This window comes from Polaribacter sp. IC066 (assembly GCF_007997085.1).
Taxonomy (GTDB): Bacteria; Bacteroidota; Bacteroidia; order Flavobacteriales; family Flavobacteriaceae; genus Polaribacter.
On the sequence record NZ_VORR01000029.1, the window covers coordinates 35,948 to 54,676 of the forward strand.

17 protein-coding genes are annotated in these 18,729 nt (G+C 31.3%); 11 read left to right on the forward strand and 6 right to left on the reverse strand.

Annotation, left to right across the window (positions count from 1 at the left end; all coding sequences use genetic code 11):
* The first annotated feature begins 41 nt into the window (after positions 1-41).
* The 3 genes from ES044_RS11005 to prmC are packed head-to-tail and all read left to right on the forward strand — an operon-like array spanning position 42 to position 2,867.
* Complete coding sequence (locus tag ES044_RS11005; RefSeq protein ID WP_147120289.1) at positions 42-533, forward strand: GNAT family N-acetyltransferase; 492 nt, start codon at positions 42-44, stop codon at positions 531-533.
* Between the two features lie 4 nt (positions 534-537).
* On the forward strand, positions 538-1,962 hold the full coding sequence (gene cls, locus ES044_RS11010) for a cardiolipin synthase (protein ID WP_147187160.1): 1,425 nt from the start codon (positions 538-540) through the stop codon (positions 1,960-1,962).
* A 5-nt stretch (positions 1,963-1,967) separates the two neighbouring features.
* Positions 1,968-2,867 carry a peptide chain release factor N(5)-glutamine methyltransferase gene (prmC, locus tag ES044_RS11015; RefSeq protein ID WP_147120291.1) on the forward strand — a complete coding sequence of 300 codons (900 nt, stop codon included), beginning with the start codon at positions 1,968-1,970 and terminating at the stop codon, positions 2,865-2,867.
* A 9-nt stretch (positions 2,868-2,876) separates the two neighbouring features.
* Here prmC and ES044_RS11020 read toward each other — a convergent pair whose 3' ends face one another.
* A complete protein-coding gene (locus tag ES044_RS11020; RefSeq protein ID WP_147120292.1) occupies positions 2,877-3,275 on the reverse strand; it encodes an acyl-CoA thioesterase in 399 nt (132 codons plus the stop codon).
* 172 nt (positions 3,276-3,447) lie between these two features.
* Between ES044_RS11020 and dnaA the strand changes: the two genes are divergently transcribed.
* The 3 genes from dnaA to ES044_RS11035 all read left to right on the forward strand — a co-directional run bounded on the left by dnaA (position 3,448) and on the right by ES044_RS11035 (position 6,380).
* On the forward strand, positions 3,448-4,875 hold the full coding sequence (gene dnaA / locus ES044_RS11025; RefSeq protein ID WP_147120293.1) for a chromosomal replication initiator protein DnaA: 1,428 nt from the start codon (positions 3,448-3,450) through the stop codon (positions 4,873-4,875).
* Positions 4,876-5,155: 280 nt separating this feature from the next.
* Positions 5,156-5,605, forward strand: coding sequence for a low molecular weight protein-tyrosine-phosphatase (locus tag ES044_RS11030; RefSeq protein WP_147187161.1), 450 nt, complete (start codon positions 5,156-5,158; stop codon positions 5,603-5,605).
* Positions 5,606-5,675: 70 nt separating this feature from the next.
* A complete protein-coding gene (locus ES044_RS11035; protein ID WP_147120295.1) occupies positions 5,676-6,380 on the forward strand; it encodes an SAM-dependent methyltransferase in 705 nt (234 codons plus the stop codon).
* A gap of 6 nt (positions 6,381-6,386) precedes the next feature.
* Here ES044_RS11035 and ES044_RS11040 read toward each other — a convergent pair whose 3' ends face one another.
* From ES044_RS11040 to dapF, 4 genes are all read right to left on the reverse strand, one after another.
* Positions 6,387-6,968 carry a peptidoglycan-binding protein LysM gene (locus ES044_RS11040; protein WP_147120296.1) on the reverse strand — a complete coding sequence of 194 codons (582 nt, stop codon included), beginning with the start codon at positions 6,966-6,968 and terminating at the stop codon, positions 6,387-6,389.
* 194 nt (positions 6,969-7,162) lie between these two features.
* The gene (mltG, locus tag ES044_RS11045) at positions 7,163-8,188 is read right to left on the reverse strand and encodes an endolytic transglycosylase MltG (RefSeq protein WP_147120297.1); all 1,026 of its coding nucleotides are present in this window, start codon (positions 8,186-8,188) and stop codon (positions 7,163-7,165) included.
* Between the two features lie 30 nt (positions 8,189-8,218).
* Positions 8,219-8,740, reverse strand: a complete 522-nt coding sequence (locus ES044_RS11050; protein ID WP_147120298.1) for a GNAT family N-acetyltransferase — start codon at positions 8,738-8,740, stop codon at positions 8,219-8,221.
* A 389-nt stretch (positions 8,741-9,129) separates the two neighbouring features.
* On the reverse strand, positions 9,130-9,900 hold the full coding sequence (gene dapF / locus ES044_RS11055; RefSeq protein WP_147120299.1) for a diaminopimelate epimerase: 771 nt from the start codon (positions 9,898-9,900) through the stop codon (positions 9,130-9,132).
* A 128-nt stretch (positions 9,901-10,028) separates the two neighbouring features.
* Between dapF and ES044_RS11060 the strand changes: the two genes are divergently transcribed.
* The 3 genes from ES044_RS11060 to ES044_RS11070 all read left to right on the forward strand — a co-directional run bounded on the left by ES044_RS11060 (position 10,029) and on the right by ES044_RS11070 (position 14,203).
* The gene (locus ES044_RS11060; RefSeq protein WP_147120300.1) at positions 10,029-11,432 is read left to right on the forward strand and encodes a trypsin-like peptidase domain-containing protein; all 1,404 of its coding nucleotides are present in this window, start codon (positions 10,029-10,031) and stop codon (positions 11,430-11,432) included.
* Between the two features lie 137 nt (positions 11,433-11,569).
* On the forward strand, positions 11,570-13,012 hold the full coding sequence (locus ES044_RS11065) for a glyceraldehyde-3-phosphate dehydrogenase (RefSeq protein WP_147120301.1): 1,443 nt from the start codon (positions 11,570-11,572) through the stop codon (positions 13,010-13,012).
* Between the two features lie 624 nt (positions 13,013-13,636).
* A complete protein-coding gene (locus tag ES044_RS11070) occupies positions 13,637-14,203 on the forward strand; it encodes a hypothetical protein (protein ID WP_189663317.1) in 567 nt (188 codons plus the stop codon).
* Between the two features lie 368 nt (positions 14,204-14,571).
* Here the strand turns inward: ES044_RS11070 and ES044_RS11075 are convergent, their stop codons facing one another.
* Complete coding sequence (locus tag ES044_RS11075; protein WP_147120302.1) at positions 14,572-15,234, reverse strand: hypothetical protein; 663 nt, start codon at positions 15,232-15,234, stop codon at positions 14,572-14,574.
* Positions 15,235-15,310: 76 nt separating this feature from the next.
* Here ES044_RS11075 and ligA point away from each other — a divergent pair, with 76 nt between their 5' ends.
* Both ligA and ES044_RS11085 read left to right on the forward strand, forming a co-directional pair.
* Positions 15,311-17,311 (forward strand): NAD-dependent DNA ligase LigA, encoded by a 2,001-nt coding sequence (gene ligA / locus ES044_RS11080; protein ID WP_147120303.1) that lies wholly within the window; start codon positions 15,311-15,313, stop codon positions 17,309-17,311.
* Between the two features lie 94 nt (positions 17,312-17,405).
* Positions 17,406-18,152, forward strand: coding sequence for a DUF4294 domain-containing protein (locus ES044_RS11085; RefSeq protein ID WP_147187163.1), 747 nt, complete (start codon positions 17,406-17,408; stop codon positions 18,150-18,152).
* The last annotated feature ends 577 nt before the right edge of the window (positions 18,153-18,729 follow it).

Consider the following 18,729-nt stretch of genomic DNA (forward strand, 5'->3'; position numbering starts at 1 on the left):
AAAAAATTAGGTAACTTGCTCCGACAAAAATACAGTATTAAATGACAAGTAAAGATTTTATCATTAGAGAAATTGAATCGAAAGATAATTCAGAGTTAGCCAATGTGGTAAGAAGCGTAATTGTAGAAATGGGCGCACCAAAAGTAGGCACAGCCTATGAGGATAAAGCTACAGACCAAATGTTTGAAAACTATCAAAAAGAAAAAGCTACCTATTTTGTGGTAGAATACAATAACAAAGTTGTGGGTGGTGCAGGCATTGCGCAATTAGACAATTTTGAAGGTAATATTTGTGAGTTACAAAAAATGTATTTTTTACCAATTGCTCGGGGCAAAGGTTTAGGGTCAAAATTAATATCCGTTTGTTTAGATAAGGCAAAAGAACTAGGCTTTGAAAGTTGCTATTTAGAAACCTTACCGTACATGAAAGACGCCGTTAAATTGTATAAGAAATACGGCTTTTTAAGTCTAGACAAACCTATGGGGAATACCTGTCACTATGCCTGTAATGTTTGGATGATAAAGAAAGTTTAAAGCAATGGTGTATTATATTCTCGGACTTATTCATGTTATATTATTTAGCTGGGCGTTTTATAATATTATTTATTTCGGTGTAAGGCCTTCTAAATCTTTAAGTTGGGTTTTAATAACCTTGTTATTCCCTTTTTTAGGCGTTAGTGTTTTTGCTTTATTTGGTATTAATAGAAGAAAAATTAAGTTTTTTGAACTGAAAGAAACAAAAAAAAGAAAGGAATATATTCAACAATCTTTTAAGTCTAAAGGCGATTCAAATACCGATATGCTAAAAAATAAAAAGCAGCAAAAGATTTCTCAATTAATTTATAGCAATACAAATAGTAAGGTTCAAGATAAAAATAGTGTCATTGTTTTAAAAAACGGTAAAGAAGCTTTCGAGGCTATTTATAAAGCGTTAGAGGCGGCAGAAGTATTTATTCATTTGCAATATTATATTATTGAAAATGGAGAAATATTTTCTAAAATTGTAAAAATTTTAGAAAAAAAATTACAAGAAGGTATAGAGGTCCGAATTTTATATGACACACTCGGTAGTTATCACTTAAACAAAGAAACAAAACAGAAATTAAAAGATATGGGGGCAGAATTGTACCCAGAAACACCGTTTAAATTCGGGAGTTTTATTTTTTCTTTAAACTATAGAAATCACCGAAAAATTGCAGTTATAGATAATAAAATTGGTTTTACAGGTGGGGTAAATATTTCTGATGAATATATTACTGAAGATGTTGGTTTGGGTATTTGGCAAGACACACATTTGCAAATTACAGGCTTTGCCGTCAATTGCATTCATCAATCTTTTTTAAAGGATTATTATTACGCAACAAATCAAAATTTGAGTGATGATGAAAAATACACAAAGATGTACGGGCATAACGGAGATACGAAAATTCAAATTGTTTCTAGTGGTCCCGATTATGAAGAAGCTGTTGTGATGCAACAATATTTAAGTTTCATTAACTTGGCAGAGAAAAGTATTTGTGTTTTAAATCCTTATTTTATTCCTACCTTTTCTATTTTAGAAGCTTTTAAAATTGCAGCATTAAGCGGCATTAATGTTTCTTTATTATTGCCAGCAAAAAGTGATTCTAAAGTAGCAACCTACGGCATGTATTCTTATTTTGAAAGTTTATTAAAAGCAGGTGTTCATATTTATTTAAGAGACGATTTTTCTCATAGCAAGGTAATTTTTATTGATGATGAAATTGCCTCGGTAGGTTCTACTAATTTTGATTGTAGAAGTTTTGAACATAACTACGAGTTAAACGCCATAATGTACAGCAAAAAAGCAACTGCTGAATTAAAAGAGGAGTTTGACGAAAGAAAAAATAAAGCGCACAAAATTGATTTAGAAACGTTTAGAAAGCGCTCTTTTAAACAAAAAACATTAGAGCGTTTAAGCAGATTTTTTAGCCCATTATTATAATCCTTATGAATCTAACAGAATTTAGAGCTTTCTTTAGAATTGAACTTTCAGACATGTATCCAACGACAGAAATCGATTCTTTTTTCTTTTGGTTGCTAGATGAATATCTTGGATTAAAAAGAATAGACACGGTTTTAAAACCTAATTTTAACATTGAAGATAAGAAACTTGTATTGTTAAAGGCTGCTTTAGAAAAATTAAAGAAAGAAATTCCTTTGCAGTACATCATTGGTCATACAGAGTTTTATGGTTTGCCTTTTTTGGTTGATGAAAGCACCTTGATACCAAGACCAGAAACGGAAGAATTGGTTGAGTGGATTTTAATGGAAGTGAAAGAGATTCAAAATTCAAAAATGAAGAAGCAAGATGATGGTTCTATGCATGATCGTCATAATTTGCTATCTATTTTAGATATTGGTGCGGGTTCTGGCTGCATTCCTATTTCTTTGGGGAAAAATTTAAATGATTGCAGTATTGCGGCAATTGATGTTTCTACTGATGCTTTAAAAATTGCAAAAAAAAATGCAGCCCTCAATAAAGTTGCTATTAATTTTTTAGAGGTCGATATTTTGCAAGCCAAAAGTTTACCACAACAATACGATATTATTGTATCAAACCCGCCCTACGTTAGAGCGTTAGAAAAAATAGAAATACACAATAATGTATTGCAAAATGAACCTCATTTAGCATTGTTTGTATCTGATGAAAATCCTTTAATTTTCTATGAAAAAATTGCAGATTTAGCCAAGCGATATTTAACTAAAAACGGTTTGCTTTTTTTTGAAATTAATCAGTACTTAGCAAACGAAACTATGGATTTATTAACAACCAAAGGTTTTAAATCCATAGAATTACGCAAAGATATTTTCGGAAATAAAAGAATGATAAAAGCAAAATTAAAATAATTTTTTTTGTCAAAAACCCAAACTTTCTAATAAATAATTTGGGCAACTTGTGGGTTTACTATTTTTCATTTTAATAAAAGCTAAAACAGAATTTCCGGTGCAAATTAATTGATTGTGTTGGTTTGTAATTTTATAATCGAACACAATTTTAACCATTGGTTTTTTTAATAAAATTGTTTCAATGGTAAGTATATCGTCGTATTTAGCGGGTTTTATAAAGTTACAAGTTAAAGAAATTACGGGAAGCATAATACCGCTTATTTCCATATCTTTGTAGGTAACACCTAATTTTCGTAGCCATTCGGTTCTTCCTAATTCAAAAAATTGCGCATAATTTCCGTGATAAACTACGCCCATTTGATCTGTTTCTGAATACCGAACTCTGGTTTTTGTTAATGAATTTTTCAAATTGTATAAAACTTTTTATGTAAGCTATTTTACGTAAAAAATAATTAGTAATCAATAGCAATAGGGTTTTTTTATGATGAATTTTATTCACACTTTTGTAGTCAGCAATGAAAACGTAATAAATACAATTTTAATCTATTTTCTTTACCCAGAAAATCAACCCTATAATTAAATGAGTCACACCGCCGAATCCGTTTGGACAGACTGCCTGTCTTTTATAAAGGACAACATTAAGCCACAAGCATACAAAACTTGGTTCGAGCCCATAAAACCTGTAAAACTTTCTGGAGAGGTATTAACAATTCAAGTGCCAAGTAAGTTTTTTTATGAATGGCTAGAAGAACACTATATTAAATTATTACGTGTTGCCTTGGTAAGACAATTAGGCAATGAGGCTAAATTGATTTATGATGTGAAAATGGAGAATAATTACAGTAGTAATAGACCACAAACTGTTAAAATTCCGAGTTCTAATAGAGATCCACTAAAACCACAAAGAACTATAGCACCTTTAGAGTCTGATAAAAGAGAATTAAGAAACCCTTTTATTATTCCTGGATTACAGAAAGTTAAAATAGAATCACAATTAAACCCTAATTATAATTTTGAGAATTTTATTGAAGGCGACTCTAACAGATTAGCGCGTTCTGCTGGTATGGCAGTTGCCAACAAACCCGGTGGAACCTCTTTTAATCCATTGTTAATTTACGGTGGCGTTGGTTTAGGTAAAACACATTTATCGCACGCAATTGGGGTTGATATTAAAGATAAATATCCAGATAAAACAGTCTTGTATATTTCTTCAGAGAAATTTACGCAACAATTTATAGATTCAGTAAAATCGAACACAAGAAACGATTTTATTCATTTTTATCAAATGATCGATGTTTTAATTATTGATGATGTGCAATTCTTGTCTGGTAAAGCAGGTACACAAGATGTATTTTTTCATATTTTTAATCATTTACATCAAAACGGAAAGCAGGTTATTTTAACATCAGACAAAGCACCTGTAGACATGCAAGATATAGAACAACGTTTGTTGTCTCGATTTAAATGGGGTTTATCTGCAGAATTACAAGCACCAGATTACGAAACTAGAATATCTATTTTACAAAACAAATTGTACAGAGATGGTGTAGAAATGCCAGATGATATTGTTGAGTATGTTGCTAAAAATATAAAATCTAACGTTAGAGAACTAGAAGGTGTTTTAATTTCTATGATTGCGCAAGCATCTTTTAACAGAAGAGAATTTTCTTTAGATTTGGCAAAACAAATTGTAGATAAGTTTGTTAAGAATACTAAAAAAGAGGTTTCCATCGATTATATACAGAAAGAGGTTTCTAAATATTTTGATATGGATGTGGCTACTTTACAATCTAAAACGCGTAAAAGACATATTGTTCAAGCACGTCAATTAGCCATGTTTTTTGCTAAAAGACTTACAAAAACATCTTTAGCAAGTATCGGCAATCAAATTGGGCAAAGAGATCATGCTACCGTTTTACACGCTTGCAAAACTGTTGATAATTTAACAGAAACCGACAAGCAATTTAAGAAATACGTAGAAGATTTAACTAAAAAGTTAACTTTCTAGTATCGTAAAGCATTAAATTTATTAGTGAAACTCAATGTTGAAAAATAGCGAAGCTATGATTTCAACATTGTAAGTTGAATCTGCTTGTCCATTAGGTAGGCTTGTTTCAGTAACTAGCGATATTTCGGTATTGTACTCCGACGCTATGCTTTAAAATATTAAAAGGTTATTCTTTTTTGATACCTATATGGCGCTGCCTCTAGGTTGTTCATTCTTTAAAATCTTTCTTTTATAAATTTGATGTTGTGTTGGCGCGTATCATAAGCCTAAATTGTTTTCAATGAAAAAAGTTTTAATGGTCTGTTTAGGAAATATTTGCAGATCTCCGTTAGCAGAAGGTATTTTACAATCAAAAGTAAACACAGATAAAGTATTTGTCGATTCTGCTGGCACGGCTGCGTATCATACAGGTAAATTACCAGACAAACGCGCTATCGAGGTCGCTTTTAAATACGGTATTGATATTACAAATCAAACAGCAAGAAAATTTAGTATAAAAGATTTCGATATTTTTGATGTTATTTATACGATGGATGAAAGTAATTATCAAAATATTTTGATTTTAGCAAGAAATGAGGCCGATGAACAAAAAGTGAAAATGATTTTGAATGAAATACATGCTACTAAAAATGCATCGGTGCCTGATCCTTATTACGGCGGGCAAGATGGTTTTGAAAATGTACTTAAAATGCTAGATGAAGCTTGTGAAATAGTTGCAAGTAAATTCTAAAATAAACCGCGTAATTTTTCTTCTGAAAATTATTTATGTAAATTCGTAGAAGCTTCTTAAAATTTTTATTATGATTGGTAAACTATATTTAATTCCCACAACATTAGGTGAAACAGAACCTTTAGAAGTAATGCCTTTATCGGTAAAGAAAGTAGTAGAACAGATAGATTATTATATTGTAGAAAATGAGAAATCTGCTCGTAGGTTTATTAAAAAAATAGCGCCTAAAAAACAGCAAGGTATGTTAAGTATAAAATTGCTAGACAAATATGCTGTAGAAGAAGAAGCTCAAAAATATTTAGATGTATGCCAACAAGGAATAAATGTTGGTTTGTTGTCTGAAGCAGGAGTGCCCGCAGTGGCAGATCCTGGTGCAAGCATTGTAAAGTTAGCGCATCAAAAAAATATACAAGTAGTACCTTTAGTTGGTCCAAGTTCTATTTTAATGGCAATGATGAGTTCTGGTATGAACGGACAAAACTTTGCTTTTAATGGCTATTTACCTATCGATAAAGGAGATAGAAAAAGAGCGATAAAAGAATTAGAGAGAATTTCTTTAGACAAAGGTCAGTCTCAAATATTTATAGAAACACCTTACAGAAACGAAAAAATGTTAGCCGATTTAAAAGCTACCTTATCACCCTTAACCAATTTGTGTATTGCCGCAGATATTACATTACAGAGTGAATATATAAAAACAATGAGTATGGCCGACTGGAAACATCAACAGCCAGATTTACATAAAAAGCCTGCTATTTTTATAATTCAGAAATAGTATTGTTTACACAGTTGCTTCTCTATCTGCAACAATATTAGAAACATCATAAGCAGCAAACTTTTTCATATAGGTTTGAATAGAAGTTCCGTAAGCATCAGAAAAACGCTCTGTTCCTTTACTGCGCAAGAATTTTTTCACGTTACCCGCACCCCCTAAATGTGCAGCAGCTAAAATACCTGATTCCGTGATTTTAATACCATTTATAATTTTGCCTTTAGAATTTTTAATGTCTCTTCTTAAAATCCATTTATTTACTTGGCATAAAGCAATAAAAGCTTTTTCTTGTAATTCAGGATTCTTTAAAAACGCCTCTGTATTGTAAATGTTAAAGCGTTCTAAAGTTGTTCTTCCAAATTGATATTTACCTAAATATCCTAAAGTATTTACAACGGTATATTTTCCTTGCGATTCTTTAAAAGCAACCGCTTCTTTAAAAGCAACGAAATTTCTTTTTAGGTAAGGAATATTATAATCGATATTAGCAGGAAGTGTAACTTTTTTTTCTTTTTTAGAAGTTGTATTTACTGTTATCGTATTTGAAAAAAACAGTATGCTACCTATTAAAAACAAAAAATTTTTAATCATATAAGCTGATTTATTTTACGAGCGCAAAGATACCACGTATTTTAAAACAACTAGTTATCAGTATGTTAAATTTTTAAAAATAACAAATAATCTTATAAAAAGGTGATTTCTTTATTAATTAGGCTCAACTATAACGATTCTCTTTGATAAATAAGTAAAGAAAGTAGGTTTTTGTAAAGTGTATCATGATGTAACTATCTATTTACTCCTTTTTTATTCAACCAATTTTGATATTTTACCGCATTTCTGTTGTGTTGCGCCAACGTTTTTGCAAATTGATGGTAACCAATCTTATCAATATCAGCGCACATATAATAATAATCGTGTTTTTGCGCGTTTAAAACGGCGTCAATTGCAGAAATATCTGGCATAGCAATTTGAGATGGCGGCAAACCTCTATTTTGATAGGTGTTGTAAGGTGAGTCCAACGATAAATCGGCCTTTAAAACTCTTTTTACTACATAATCCTGACCTTTTATTTCTTTAATACAATAGATAATTGTAGGATCTGCTTGCAATGGCCAACCATTTTGTAATCGATTTAAATACAAACCTGCTACAATTGGGCGTTCTACTTTCTTCGCCGTTTCTTTCTGAACAATCGAGGCCAAGGTAATTACATCATTTCTAGACATGTTTAAAACCTTTGCTTTTTCTAGTCTAGAAGAAGTCCAAAAACGATTGTATTCAGAAAGTAATTTGTCTCTAAAATTATCTGCAGAAACCGTCCAATAAAATTGATAACTATTCGGAATGCAGATTTGAAAAACAGATTTTTCTGTAAACATCTGTTCGCTTAAAAACTTCTTATCAGAAAACGAAGTAAGAATCTCAAGAGAATCTATTGCCAGCTGCTCTGCAATTCTACTTGCAAATTTTTCTAATGTATCTTGATTGTTAAAGGATACGCTTACAGCTGTTTGGTTGCCACTTCTTAACATATTTACCAAATCGTTGTTAGACATACCTTTTTTTAAAAGATATCTTCCGGTTTTGGGTTTCGAGAAGTTTTTTTTGGCGGCAACCCATAAAAAGGTGTTGGGTTTATTAGAGAATTCAGCGATTTTTTCCTTAACATTAACTAAACTATCTGTATCATAAATATAAAGTTCGCTGTTGGTGGTAATTGCTGCTCCAAATATTTTCTGATAATAGTTGTATCCTAAAATACCTCCAATTAAAAAAAGGGTTGCTACTATGTAAATAATTTTCTTGTTCAATTGATTTTGATTTTTGTGTCGTTTGCAAAACTACACTTTTATCAACTGAAATAAAATTTCATCTTTAAATTTTCCTTCGGATAAAATCCAATCTTTTTTTAGTCCAACTCTAGAGAAGTTTTGTTTTTTAAAAAGCGAGATGCTTTGAAGGTTGTCTGAAGTAATATTTGCATACAATTGATGCAATTGTAAATAAGAAAAAGAGTATTTAATTAACAGCGATAATGCTTCTGAAGCAAATCCTTTTTTTTGAAAATCTGGGTGAATTAAAATGCCGATGCCAGCTCTTTTATGCTGCGGATCAAAATCGAAAATATCAATCATACCTAACTGGTTTTTGGTTGCGGTTTCTTCAATTATAAAACGGAGTTGTTTGGTTTCATAAATGTCTAAATGAGCAGTTTCTAAATATTGTTTTAAAAGATATTTAGAAAATGGTTTTTGAGTATGACTTACTTCCCAAAAAGACTCATCATTTTCTATTTGATATAGGAAATCTAAATCTTCTGGTTCTAGGGCGCGTAGATTTATTTTTTTATTGTTTAAGGTCATTTATTTTTTATTTTTATGAAAGAAAGTTTTACAAATTTGTTGAAAACTTCAAAATTCACCGTTTAGTTTGTTATCCTGAAAGGAACCCACACCTTTAAAACGACACAAACATACTCCATTCTGTCTGTCATCATGAAAAAGTTCTTACACAATTACAATAGCACAAATAGACCCCATCCCGTTTGTTATCTGTTAGGATTCCACTAGGATTCTACGCAATTACAAAACACAAATAGGGTCTGTTCTAGTTATCATTCTACGATAGCAAACACCCAAAAAAATAAAACAGTAGGCAACGCGTTGAGATTCTTTCAGAATGACAAATTGTACGAAATCTGTATGTGGTAAACTTCTAATTTCATTGCCTAAAATATATGAATCTACTTTTTTTACACTTTAACCTCTCCTTTAAAGACAAATTCAGCGGGTCCTTTTAAAAACACGTTTGTATAAACGCCATTTTCTTCATCAAAGGAAACCTCTAAAAGACCACCTTCTACTGGCAAAGAAACTACATTACTTTTTGTTCTATTTGTTTTGTGCATGGCAATGGCAACAGCGGTAACTCCGGTGCCGCAAGCCAAAGTCTCGTTTTCAACACCTTTTTCATACGTTCTTACTCTAAAAGTTGTATCATTTATTTGTTGCACAAAATTTACATTACTACCAGGAGCTTTATAAGAATTTCTAATTTTTTGACCGTTTTTAAAAACCGGATATGCATCTAATGCATTCACCATTTCTACATGATGTTGGGTTCCTGTATACATAAAAACAGAACCTGAATTCACAAGTATTTCTTTAACATTAATCATTTGTAAAGAAATAATATCATTTTTTATTTCTGCAAAATGTTCGCCATCAACTGCTAAAAAAGTAGTTTTCTCTTCAATAATTTGCAGTCTTTTAGCAAAAGCAACGGCACATCTAGCGCCATTTCCGCAAAAAGTCTGACTTCCATCAGCATTAAAATAAATCATTTTAAAATCAAACTTTTCATCGTTTTCAATTAAAATAATTCCGTCAGCACCAATTCCAAAATGTCTGTCACAAATTTGTGAAATAATGGCAGTATTTTCTTTTGGAAATATTTTCGTTCTGTTATCAAGCATTACAAAATCATTTCCTGTGCCTTGATATTTATAAAAAGTAAAATTCATAAAACAAAGATACTAATTTCAAGAGTGCAATAAGTCTGTTAAAAGGTGGTTAAAATGAGTTAAAAGCAAGTTAAACAGAATTTTTAAAATTGTTAAAATCGTACCTTTGGATCACAAAACTTAATATTATGAAAAAATTTTTTAGTTTATTAGGTATAGCAGTTCTAGGAGGTGCTATTACTTTAGGAGGTTATAAAATGTTTTTTGCCGATACCTTGAAGGTAAACAAATCTTCTTTAAATTCTATGCAAGCTGTTCAAGCAAGTTATAATCCATCATTTAATACAAATTCATCGGGCATAAGTGCAGATGTAATAGATTTTACTGTGGCCGCTGAAAAAACGGTGCATTCTGTGGTGCATGTAAAAAATACATCTATCAGAACGCAGTCAAACCCTTTAGATATTTTCTTTGGTAACGGTAACGGAAACGGAACAAGAAAATATGAACAAATAGGTACTGGAAGTGGTGTGATTATTTCTCCTGACGGATATATTGTAACCAATAACCACGTAATTGAGGGATCTAGCGATTTACAAATAACCTTAAATAATAGAAAGAAATATAAGGCCGAGTTAATTGGTGCTGATAAAACAAATGATATTGCGTTGTTAAAAATTGATGTAGAGGAAGAATTGCCTTATACACCTTTTGCAAATTCTGATACTATTAAAATTGGTGAGTGGGTTTTAGCCGTCGGCAATCCTTATAATTTAACATCAACTGTAACTGCAGGAATCGTTAGTGCAAAAGGTAGAGATTTAGAAGGTAACGGCAACAATATAGAATCTTTTATACAAACCGATGCTGCCGTAAATCCAGGTAATAGTGGTGGTGCTTTAGTAAATACAAGAGGAGAATTAGTAGGTATAAACACTGCAATTTCTTCTAAAACGGGTTCTTTTATTGGGTATTCTTTTGCAGTACCTTCTAACATTGCCAAAAAAATTGTGAATGACTTATTAGAGTTTGGTGCCGTGCAAGAAGCAATTTTAGGAATTTCTGTAGATATGAGATATACTGAAGAAGGGGTTAAAGTAGGAGATGTCTTTTATGAAGACGGAGAAAAAAAATCTCAATTAAAATCAGGAGATATTATAAAGAGCATCAATGACATTAAAATATCTAAATTTTCTGAATTAAAAGGTCAGTTAACATCAAAAAGACCAGGAGAATTTGTGGATGTAACCGTAGAAAGAGATGGGGAGTTAGTGAAAGAGAAAATCTTATTAAATAAGAAAAGCACCTATATATCTCGTGTTTTGGGTATCTCTTTGAAAGATTTAACATCCGAAGAAAAGAAAAAATATGATTTGAAAGGTGGCGCTAGAATAATGGAGAACTCAAATAAAAATTTAAGTTATTATGGGGTTAAAAAAGGGTTTATTATTACGAAAGTAAATAAGAAAACCGTTTTGACAGCTGCAGAAGCAAAAAGTATGATTGATAATAGTAATTTCGGAAATGGAAATCCGTTGTATGTTGAAGTGATTAACTTACAAGGCGAAATTGAAAGATACGGAATACGTTAAATGATTATTTTAAGTAAAAGTAAAAATCCTGATAAAAGTATCAGGATTTTTTTTGTCTTAAAAGTTTTAACGAAATCGATTTCGTGTTCTAAAAAAAAGAAATACTTTTGTGCAAACTTTAAATCAGTTACAAAGCTATGCCATCAATTTTAGATTACGAAAAAGAAGTTATTTCGCAAACAAAAACAAGAAGAGCAACCGTAGAATTTATTAATATAGTGCACGATTTATGGTACGATAAATCTATTGAACTAATTATGTTTAGAAATCCTCTTGTAGATAAAAGAGCAAGTGAAGTTTTAAATTTAATTAACTACGCAAAAGAGTTTGTAAATAAACCCATTACTATTTTAGATGCGTTAAGCATTGCAAAAGCAATTCAAAAAGTAGATTTACCGTCTTCTAAATTAGATATTGGCAAGTTGGCTTATGAATGTTATTTGCATCCAAAAGGCTGTGAAGACAAAGTTGCTTTTATCAAAAAGAAATTAAAAAATGCTACAGAGGCAAAAGACATAACTCCTAAAGACGTTGTGCTGTATGGTTTTGGTAGAATTGGGCGTTTGTTGGCAAGAGAGCTCATGACTAAAATGGGCAAAGGTTCTCAATTAAGACTAAGAGCAATTGTTACGCGCGGAGCAATTACACAAGATGTTTTAGAAAAAAGAGCATCTTTATTAAGCATAGATTCTATTCATGGAGATTTTTTAGGAACCGTGCAAACAGACCTAGAAAACAAAGCTTTGATCATAAACGGAACGACCGTTTTTATGATTTCTGCAAAAAATCCGGAAGAAATAGATTATACAAAATTCGGAATTACAGATGCTTTAATTATCGATAATACAGGTGCTTTTAGAGACGATGTTGAATTAAGCAGACACTTAAAATCGATAGGAGCAAGTAAAGTTTTAATAACGGCGCCTGCAAAAGGGGTTCCGAATATTGTACACGGTGTAAATCATACACAATACAATCCTGATAAGTTTGATGTTTTTTCAGCAGCATCTTGCACAACCAATGCAATAACACCCATTTTAAAAGTTCTAGAAGATAATTTCGGAATTAAAAAAGGACATTTAGAAACGATTCATGCCTACACAAATGATCAGAATTTGGTCGATAATATGCACAGTAAGTACAGACGGGGTAGAGCAGCAGCTTTAAATATGGTCATTACAGAAACTGGCGCTGGTAAAGCAGTTGCAAAAGCATTGCCGGCTTTAGAAGGTAAATTAACATCAAACGCCATTAGAGTTCCTGTGCCTAACGGATCTTTGGCAATTTTAAGTCTACAATTAAGAAGACCTGTTACAACAGATATTGTAAATGCTATTGTAAAACAGCATGCTTTAGAGGGCGATTTAGTAGAGCAAATTAAATACTCTTTAGATAATGAATTGGTTTCTTCAGATATTATTGGGTCTACAGCTCCTGCTATTTTTGATAGCAAAGCAACCATTACAGACAATGAAACGATTGTACTTTATGTTTGGTATGATAACGAATACGGATATTCTCACCAAGTAATGCGTTTGGCAAAACACATCGCAAAAGTAAGACGATTTACCTATTATTAATGAAGCTTTAGTTTAAGAGTCTAGCTTTTTTGTAAGATTCTTAAACTATATAGCTGAATTAATTCTGGTTCTAGTGCTGAATTTGTTTCAGTATAAAACGCGATATCATTCTTGAAATCAACAATGTTTCCCAAGAATTTCATCAAAACCAAAAGCACTTATATGTTTTAGGTTTTGTTTTTTAGAAGCTATTTCGTGCTTTTCACTATATCTTTTTAATTAAGACGCTGCAAATTTCTCCTTTTATGAGTGATGAGGTATTGTACGTTCAAAAAAATACAATACTTATTAATAAGCAATTAAAAAGGATGCCGTTTCAATCAGGGCTAAACTATTTTGCTTGTAATTACCATAAGAAGTAAATTTAGGCAAACTTTTATTTTCTAATTGCCTTTTATTTTTAATAAGACGTTGCGAATGTCACTTTTTCTTTGTGATGAGGTATAATACGTTCAAAAAAATACAATACTTATTAATAAGCAATTAAAAAGGATGCCGTTTCAATCAGGGCTAAACTATTTTGCTTGTAATTACCATAAGAAGTAAATTTAGGCAAACTTTTATTTCCTAACTACTTTATTGTAAAAACAAAAAAAACCATTTATTTTTATCAAAATTTAAATCATGAGAAAAGTAAGTTTTATCATAATTCTATTCGCAATATTTCACATGAATGCGCAAGAAAAATTACCATACTATGAAATACCTAAAATGGAAGAAAATTATACCGCACAAACAACTGTTGCGCGAATGATAGATGGTTTAGGTTTTAGATATTTTTGGGCTTCAGAAGGTTTAGAAGCAAACGATTTAAACTATCAGCCAGCAGGAAAAGGTAGAAGTTCTTTAGAAACCATTCATCATGTATATGATTTATCAAACACCATGTTGCGCTTAACAAAAACCGATTTTAAACAGATTACAGCTAAAGAAGAAATGACGTTTTTAGAAATGAGAAAACAAACCTTATTAAATTTTGAGGCATTTCGAAATAAAATTTTAGAGACAAAAGAGTTGTCAGAATTATCAACAAAGAAAGAAGGAGAAGTAAGCATCCCTTTTTTTTATATAATAAACGGTCCAATAGCAGATGCAATTTGGCACACAGGTCAGGTTGCTAGTTTTAGGCGTTCTTCCGGAAATCCAATCAATCTGAAAGTAAATCACTTTTCTGGAACTGTAAAAGAATAATTACTCTAATCAAACATAGACTGTGGCTGTTCTAATCTAGTCGATAACTCATTAAAGTATCATAATGTAATTGATAGAACTCCCCGATGTTTTGCGTCGGTGGTTAAGAGGAAAGTTTGAGAACCCATGCTTTCATCAAACTAAAAATAAGATTTTATCTGATTGATATCTTGATTGCCTTTTCTTGAGGCAGTTCATTGAATTTTTAAAAAATTTCTACACGTTTTGTAGCGCTGTAAGCATCTTTAAAATTTCACTTAATTATGTATAAGATACATACAGCGCTCTGAATTTCGCGGAATACTAAAACTTTAAAATCCGTGTAAATCTGCGAAATCTGTGTTTTTTTTATGAATTATTTAAAACAGTTACTCTTCTGTGAAAAAATCAATTTCACAATCAAATTCTGGCTTTAAAAACTCTTCTTTGCTCATAAAATAGTCAGAAGTAGTAAGTCTGTAGGTAGTTTCATTTTTTTGTAAATCCCAAATAATATCATTTGCTTCTTCAAACTCCTCCTCTCCACTCAATTGCTTGCCAAATAATCTAATAATTACATTATGGCTGTCTAAATTTTGAGTAAAACATTTTAATGCAATTTCTTTGGTAATATTTTCATCAGCATTTCTTTTTGGAGTAATTTCAAAATCTACAAGAGTGGCTTTCGTATTCGGAAATTTTCCGTTAAAGGCTTTGTATAATAGCTGATTAACGCAAAAAAGTCTTTTGTGTAAACCAATTCTTGGGTATTCTTCAGAAATCTTATCAACCAACATTTCATAAGAAAGAGAATCTATTTGTCCTTCATTTAAATGGTCAGATAATTTATAATCCAATACAATTGCTGCGGCTTCGCTTGGGTCTTTATCAGCAATTGCCATAAAAAGTAACTCTCTTAATTCTTTGAGGTCGTTTACGTTATCATTCGCAAAATCAAATCTTTTTAAAAGCTCTTGAAAATCTTCTACATTCCATGCATTTTCAAGGTCATCAACTGTAGAAATTTTATGTATTTTTATAGCGTATTTCATTTATTTAAATCATTTTTGATTATATATTGAAACTACGATTATTTTAAATTATAAACAAGTTTTTTTTCCTTTATATATGACGGTTGAACAAAGAATAAATTTATTGCGTGATGATTTAAACAATCATAATTACAACTACTATGTGTTAGATAATGCAACAATCTCTGATTTTGATTTTGATATAAAACTTAAAGAGTTAGAGAAATTAGAGCAAGAAAACCCTGTTTTTTTCGATGTAAATTCGCCTACACAAAGAGTAGGAGGTAGCATCACCAAAAATTTTAATACACTTGTGCATCTAAATAGAATGTATTCTTTAGATAATTCATATTCAAAAGACGATTTGTTAGATTGGGAAAAACGGATTCTAAAAATGTTGGGAACAACAGAGATTGAATATACCTGTGAGTTAAAGTTTGATGGCGCTTCTATAAATTTAACGTATATAAATGGGCAGTTTGTAAAAGCGGTCACTCGAGGAGACGGTTTTCAGGGAGATGAAGTAACGAACAATGTAAAAACAATTCGCTCTATCCCTTTATCAATAAAAAAAGATTTCGTTCAAGATTTTGAAATGAGAGGAGAAATCATTTTACCTTTAGATGGGTTTTTAAAAATGAACGAAGAGCGTGTTGAAAATGGAGAAGAAGAATACAGAAACCCAAGAAACACCGCAAGCGGAAGTTTAAAATTGCAAGACAGCGCCGAAGTTGCAAAACGCCCTTTAGATTGTTTATTATATCAGGTAGTAACATCAGAAAGAAAATATAAAACACATTTTGAGAGTTTGTCAACCGCCAGAAAAGTGGGTTTCAAAGTTCCGAATACCATTTCTTTAGCAAAATCGATTGATGAGGTAGTTGATTTTGTAAATAATTGGGATTCGAAACGTCATACATTGCCTTATGAAACAGACGGAATTGTTATAAAAGTAAATAATTTACAACAACAAGAAGAATTAGGGTATACATCAAAAGCGCCAAGATGGGCAATTGCGTATAAGTTTAAGGCAGAACAAGTTTCTACACTTTTAAATGAAATTACGTATCAAGTAGGCAGAACTGGGGCAATTACGCCAGTCGCTAATTTAGAACCTGTGCAATTAGCAGGAACCACAGTAAAACGAGCATCTTTGCACAATGCAGATCAAATAGAAAAATTAGATATTAGAGAAAAAGATACTGTCTTTGTTGAAAAAGGCGGAGAAATTATTCCGAAAATTACTAATGTTGATTTTACGAAGCGTTCAGCAGATTCAGAACCCACAAAATATGCAACCAATTGCCCAGAATGCAACACAGAGTTAGTCAGAACAGAGGGCGATGCAAAACATTATTGTCCAAATGAATTTGGCTGTGCTCCGCAAATAACAGGAAGAATTCAGCATTTTATCAGTAGAAAGGCAATGGATATCGATGGTTTAGGTGGTGAAACTGTAGATTTGTTGCGGAAAGAAGGATTAATTAAAAATTATGCAGATTTATACGATTTAACAGTAGCACAGGTAATTCCGTTAGAAAGAATGGCAGAGAAATCTGCACAGAACATGATTCAGGGAATTGAAAAATCAAAAGAAATTCCGTTCGAAAAAGTACTATTTGCACTCGGAATTCGTTTTGTCGGTGAAACGGTTGCTAAAAAATTAGCAAAATATGCCAAATCAATCGATAATTTAATGATAGCAACTTTTGAAGAACTCATTAATGTAGACGAAATCGGAGATAGAATCGCACAAAGTGTCATCGACTTTTCGTCTAATTCAGAAAATATTCAACTAATAAATCGTTTAAAAGCCGTTGGTGTAAAATTAAAAGTTTCTGCTGAAAGTTTAGAGAACCAAACCGATAAATTGCAAGGACAGGTTTTTGTAGTTTCTGGCGTTTTCCATCAAATGAGCAGAAACGAATTGAAGAAAGCAATTGAAGATAACGGGGGTAAAGTGAGCGCATCCATCTCTAAAAAAACAAACTTTATAGTTGCTGGCGATAATATGGGACCAAGTAAATTAACAAAAGCACAAGATTTAGGAATCGAAATTATTTCTGAACAAGATTTTATTGCTAAAATTAATGAATAATCAATTCTAGTCTTTTTATTTTGTAACTTAATTAAAAGGAGGCCAGTTCTCGTAATTATGAGAATTAGAAATTGTTACAAGAATATCTAAAAATTTGAAAAAACTACTATACATATATATAATAAGTCTCTCATGCATCGGTTTTGCGCAAAAAAGAGAAACAGATTCTTTACCAAAGAACATAGATGAGTATATTTTTGTAAAGCCAGGAGATACTTTAACGGTAACATTAAAAGAGTTTGCACTGCTACCAAAACAAAAATTTCAATCTAAAGATGATATTCGGTATTACTTGTGGTTCCGCAGAAAAGTATTCAAATCATATCCTTATGCAGAGTTGGCGTCATCAAGACTAGATTCTTTAAACGCGCGTTTAAACCGAATTGATTCTAAAAGGAACCGTAGAAAGTATACAAAACAAATTCAAAGTTATATTGAAGGCGAGTTCACAGAGCAAATTAAAAAAATGACTAAAACTGAAGGTCGTATTTTAATAAAATTAATTCATCGTCAAACAGGGTTAACAGCCTACGACAATATTAAAAGTTTAAGAAGTGGCTGGAAAGCTTTTTGGTACAACACAACTGCTAATATTTTTAGTCTCTCTTTAAAAACGGAGTATCATCCAGAAACTATAAACGAAGATTTTCTCATTGAAGATATTCTACAAAGAGCTTTTCAAGACGGTACTTTAAAATTTCAAGAAAGTAGATTAGATTTTTATTTTCCTGAAATTATTATAGAGAGAAAAGCAAAAATAGATGTAGAAGAGTACAAACTCATGTTTGCCAAGATGAAAAATAAGAGAAGCTATAAACGATCAATAAAGAATAAGGATTAATTTTAGGTGTTCCCGCACAAAAAAGCGCGGTCGGGCTTTCCATTATATCTTTTTATGCGTTGTTAATTTAAAGTTCACCATTTAAGAGAACATAGTTGTAATCCATCAAAAATAATTTCGTTAATTTAGAGCATAAAAAGGATGCCATTACAATCCCTAACATGAGTTTTAGCATTTTAAAAGAGGGCAATAAAATACAAAAGGGTTTTCTTTTCAACAAAAACAAAAAACGAGTTAGTCTATGAAGGCTATTTTTTTATACAATTAAAACAATACTTTGATGCTAATTAGAAAGAATATAATTTCAATTGGCCAATACTATTTCATTCAAAATTTTTTTTCGCAATAAAAACGAAGCAACCGAACGATAAAACACCGTTTATTTTAAGAGAGTTTTTACTAATTTTGACCATGATAAAAAGCAGCATTAAGTATTTCGGCACTTATTTTAAATAAAGGCATTGTTTTCAAAAAAACATTTCTGTGATAAAGAGCCTATTTTGAATGCTTTAAGAATTAAACACAAAAAACTTCAAAAAAGATAGTTTATAAAGTAAAAAGTAGTTGTATGTTTGCA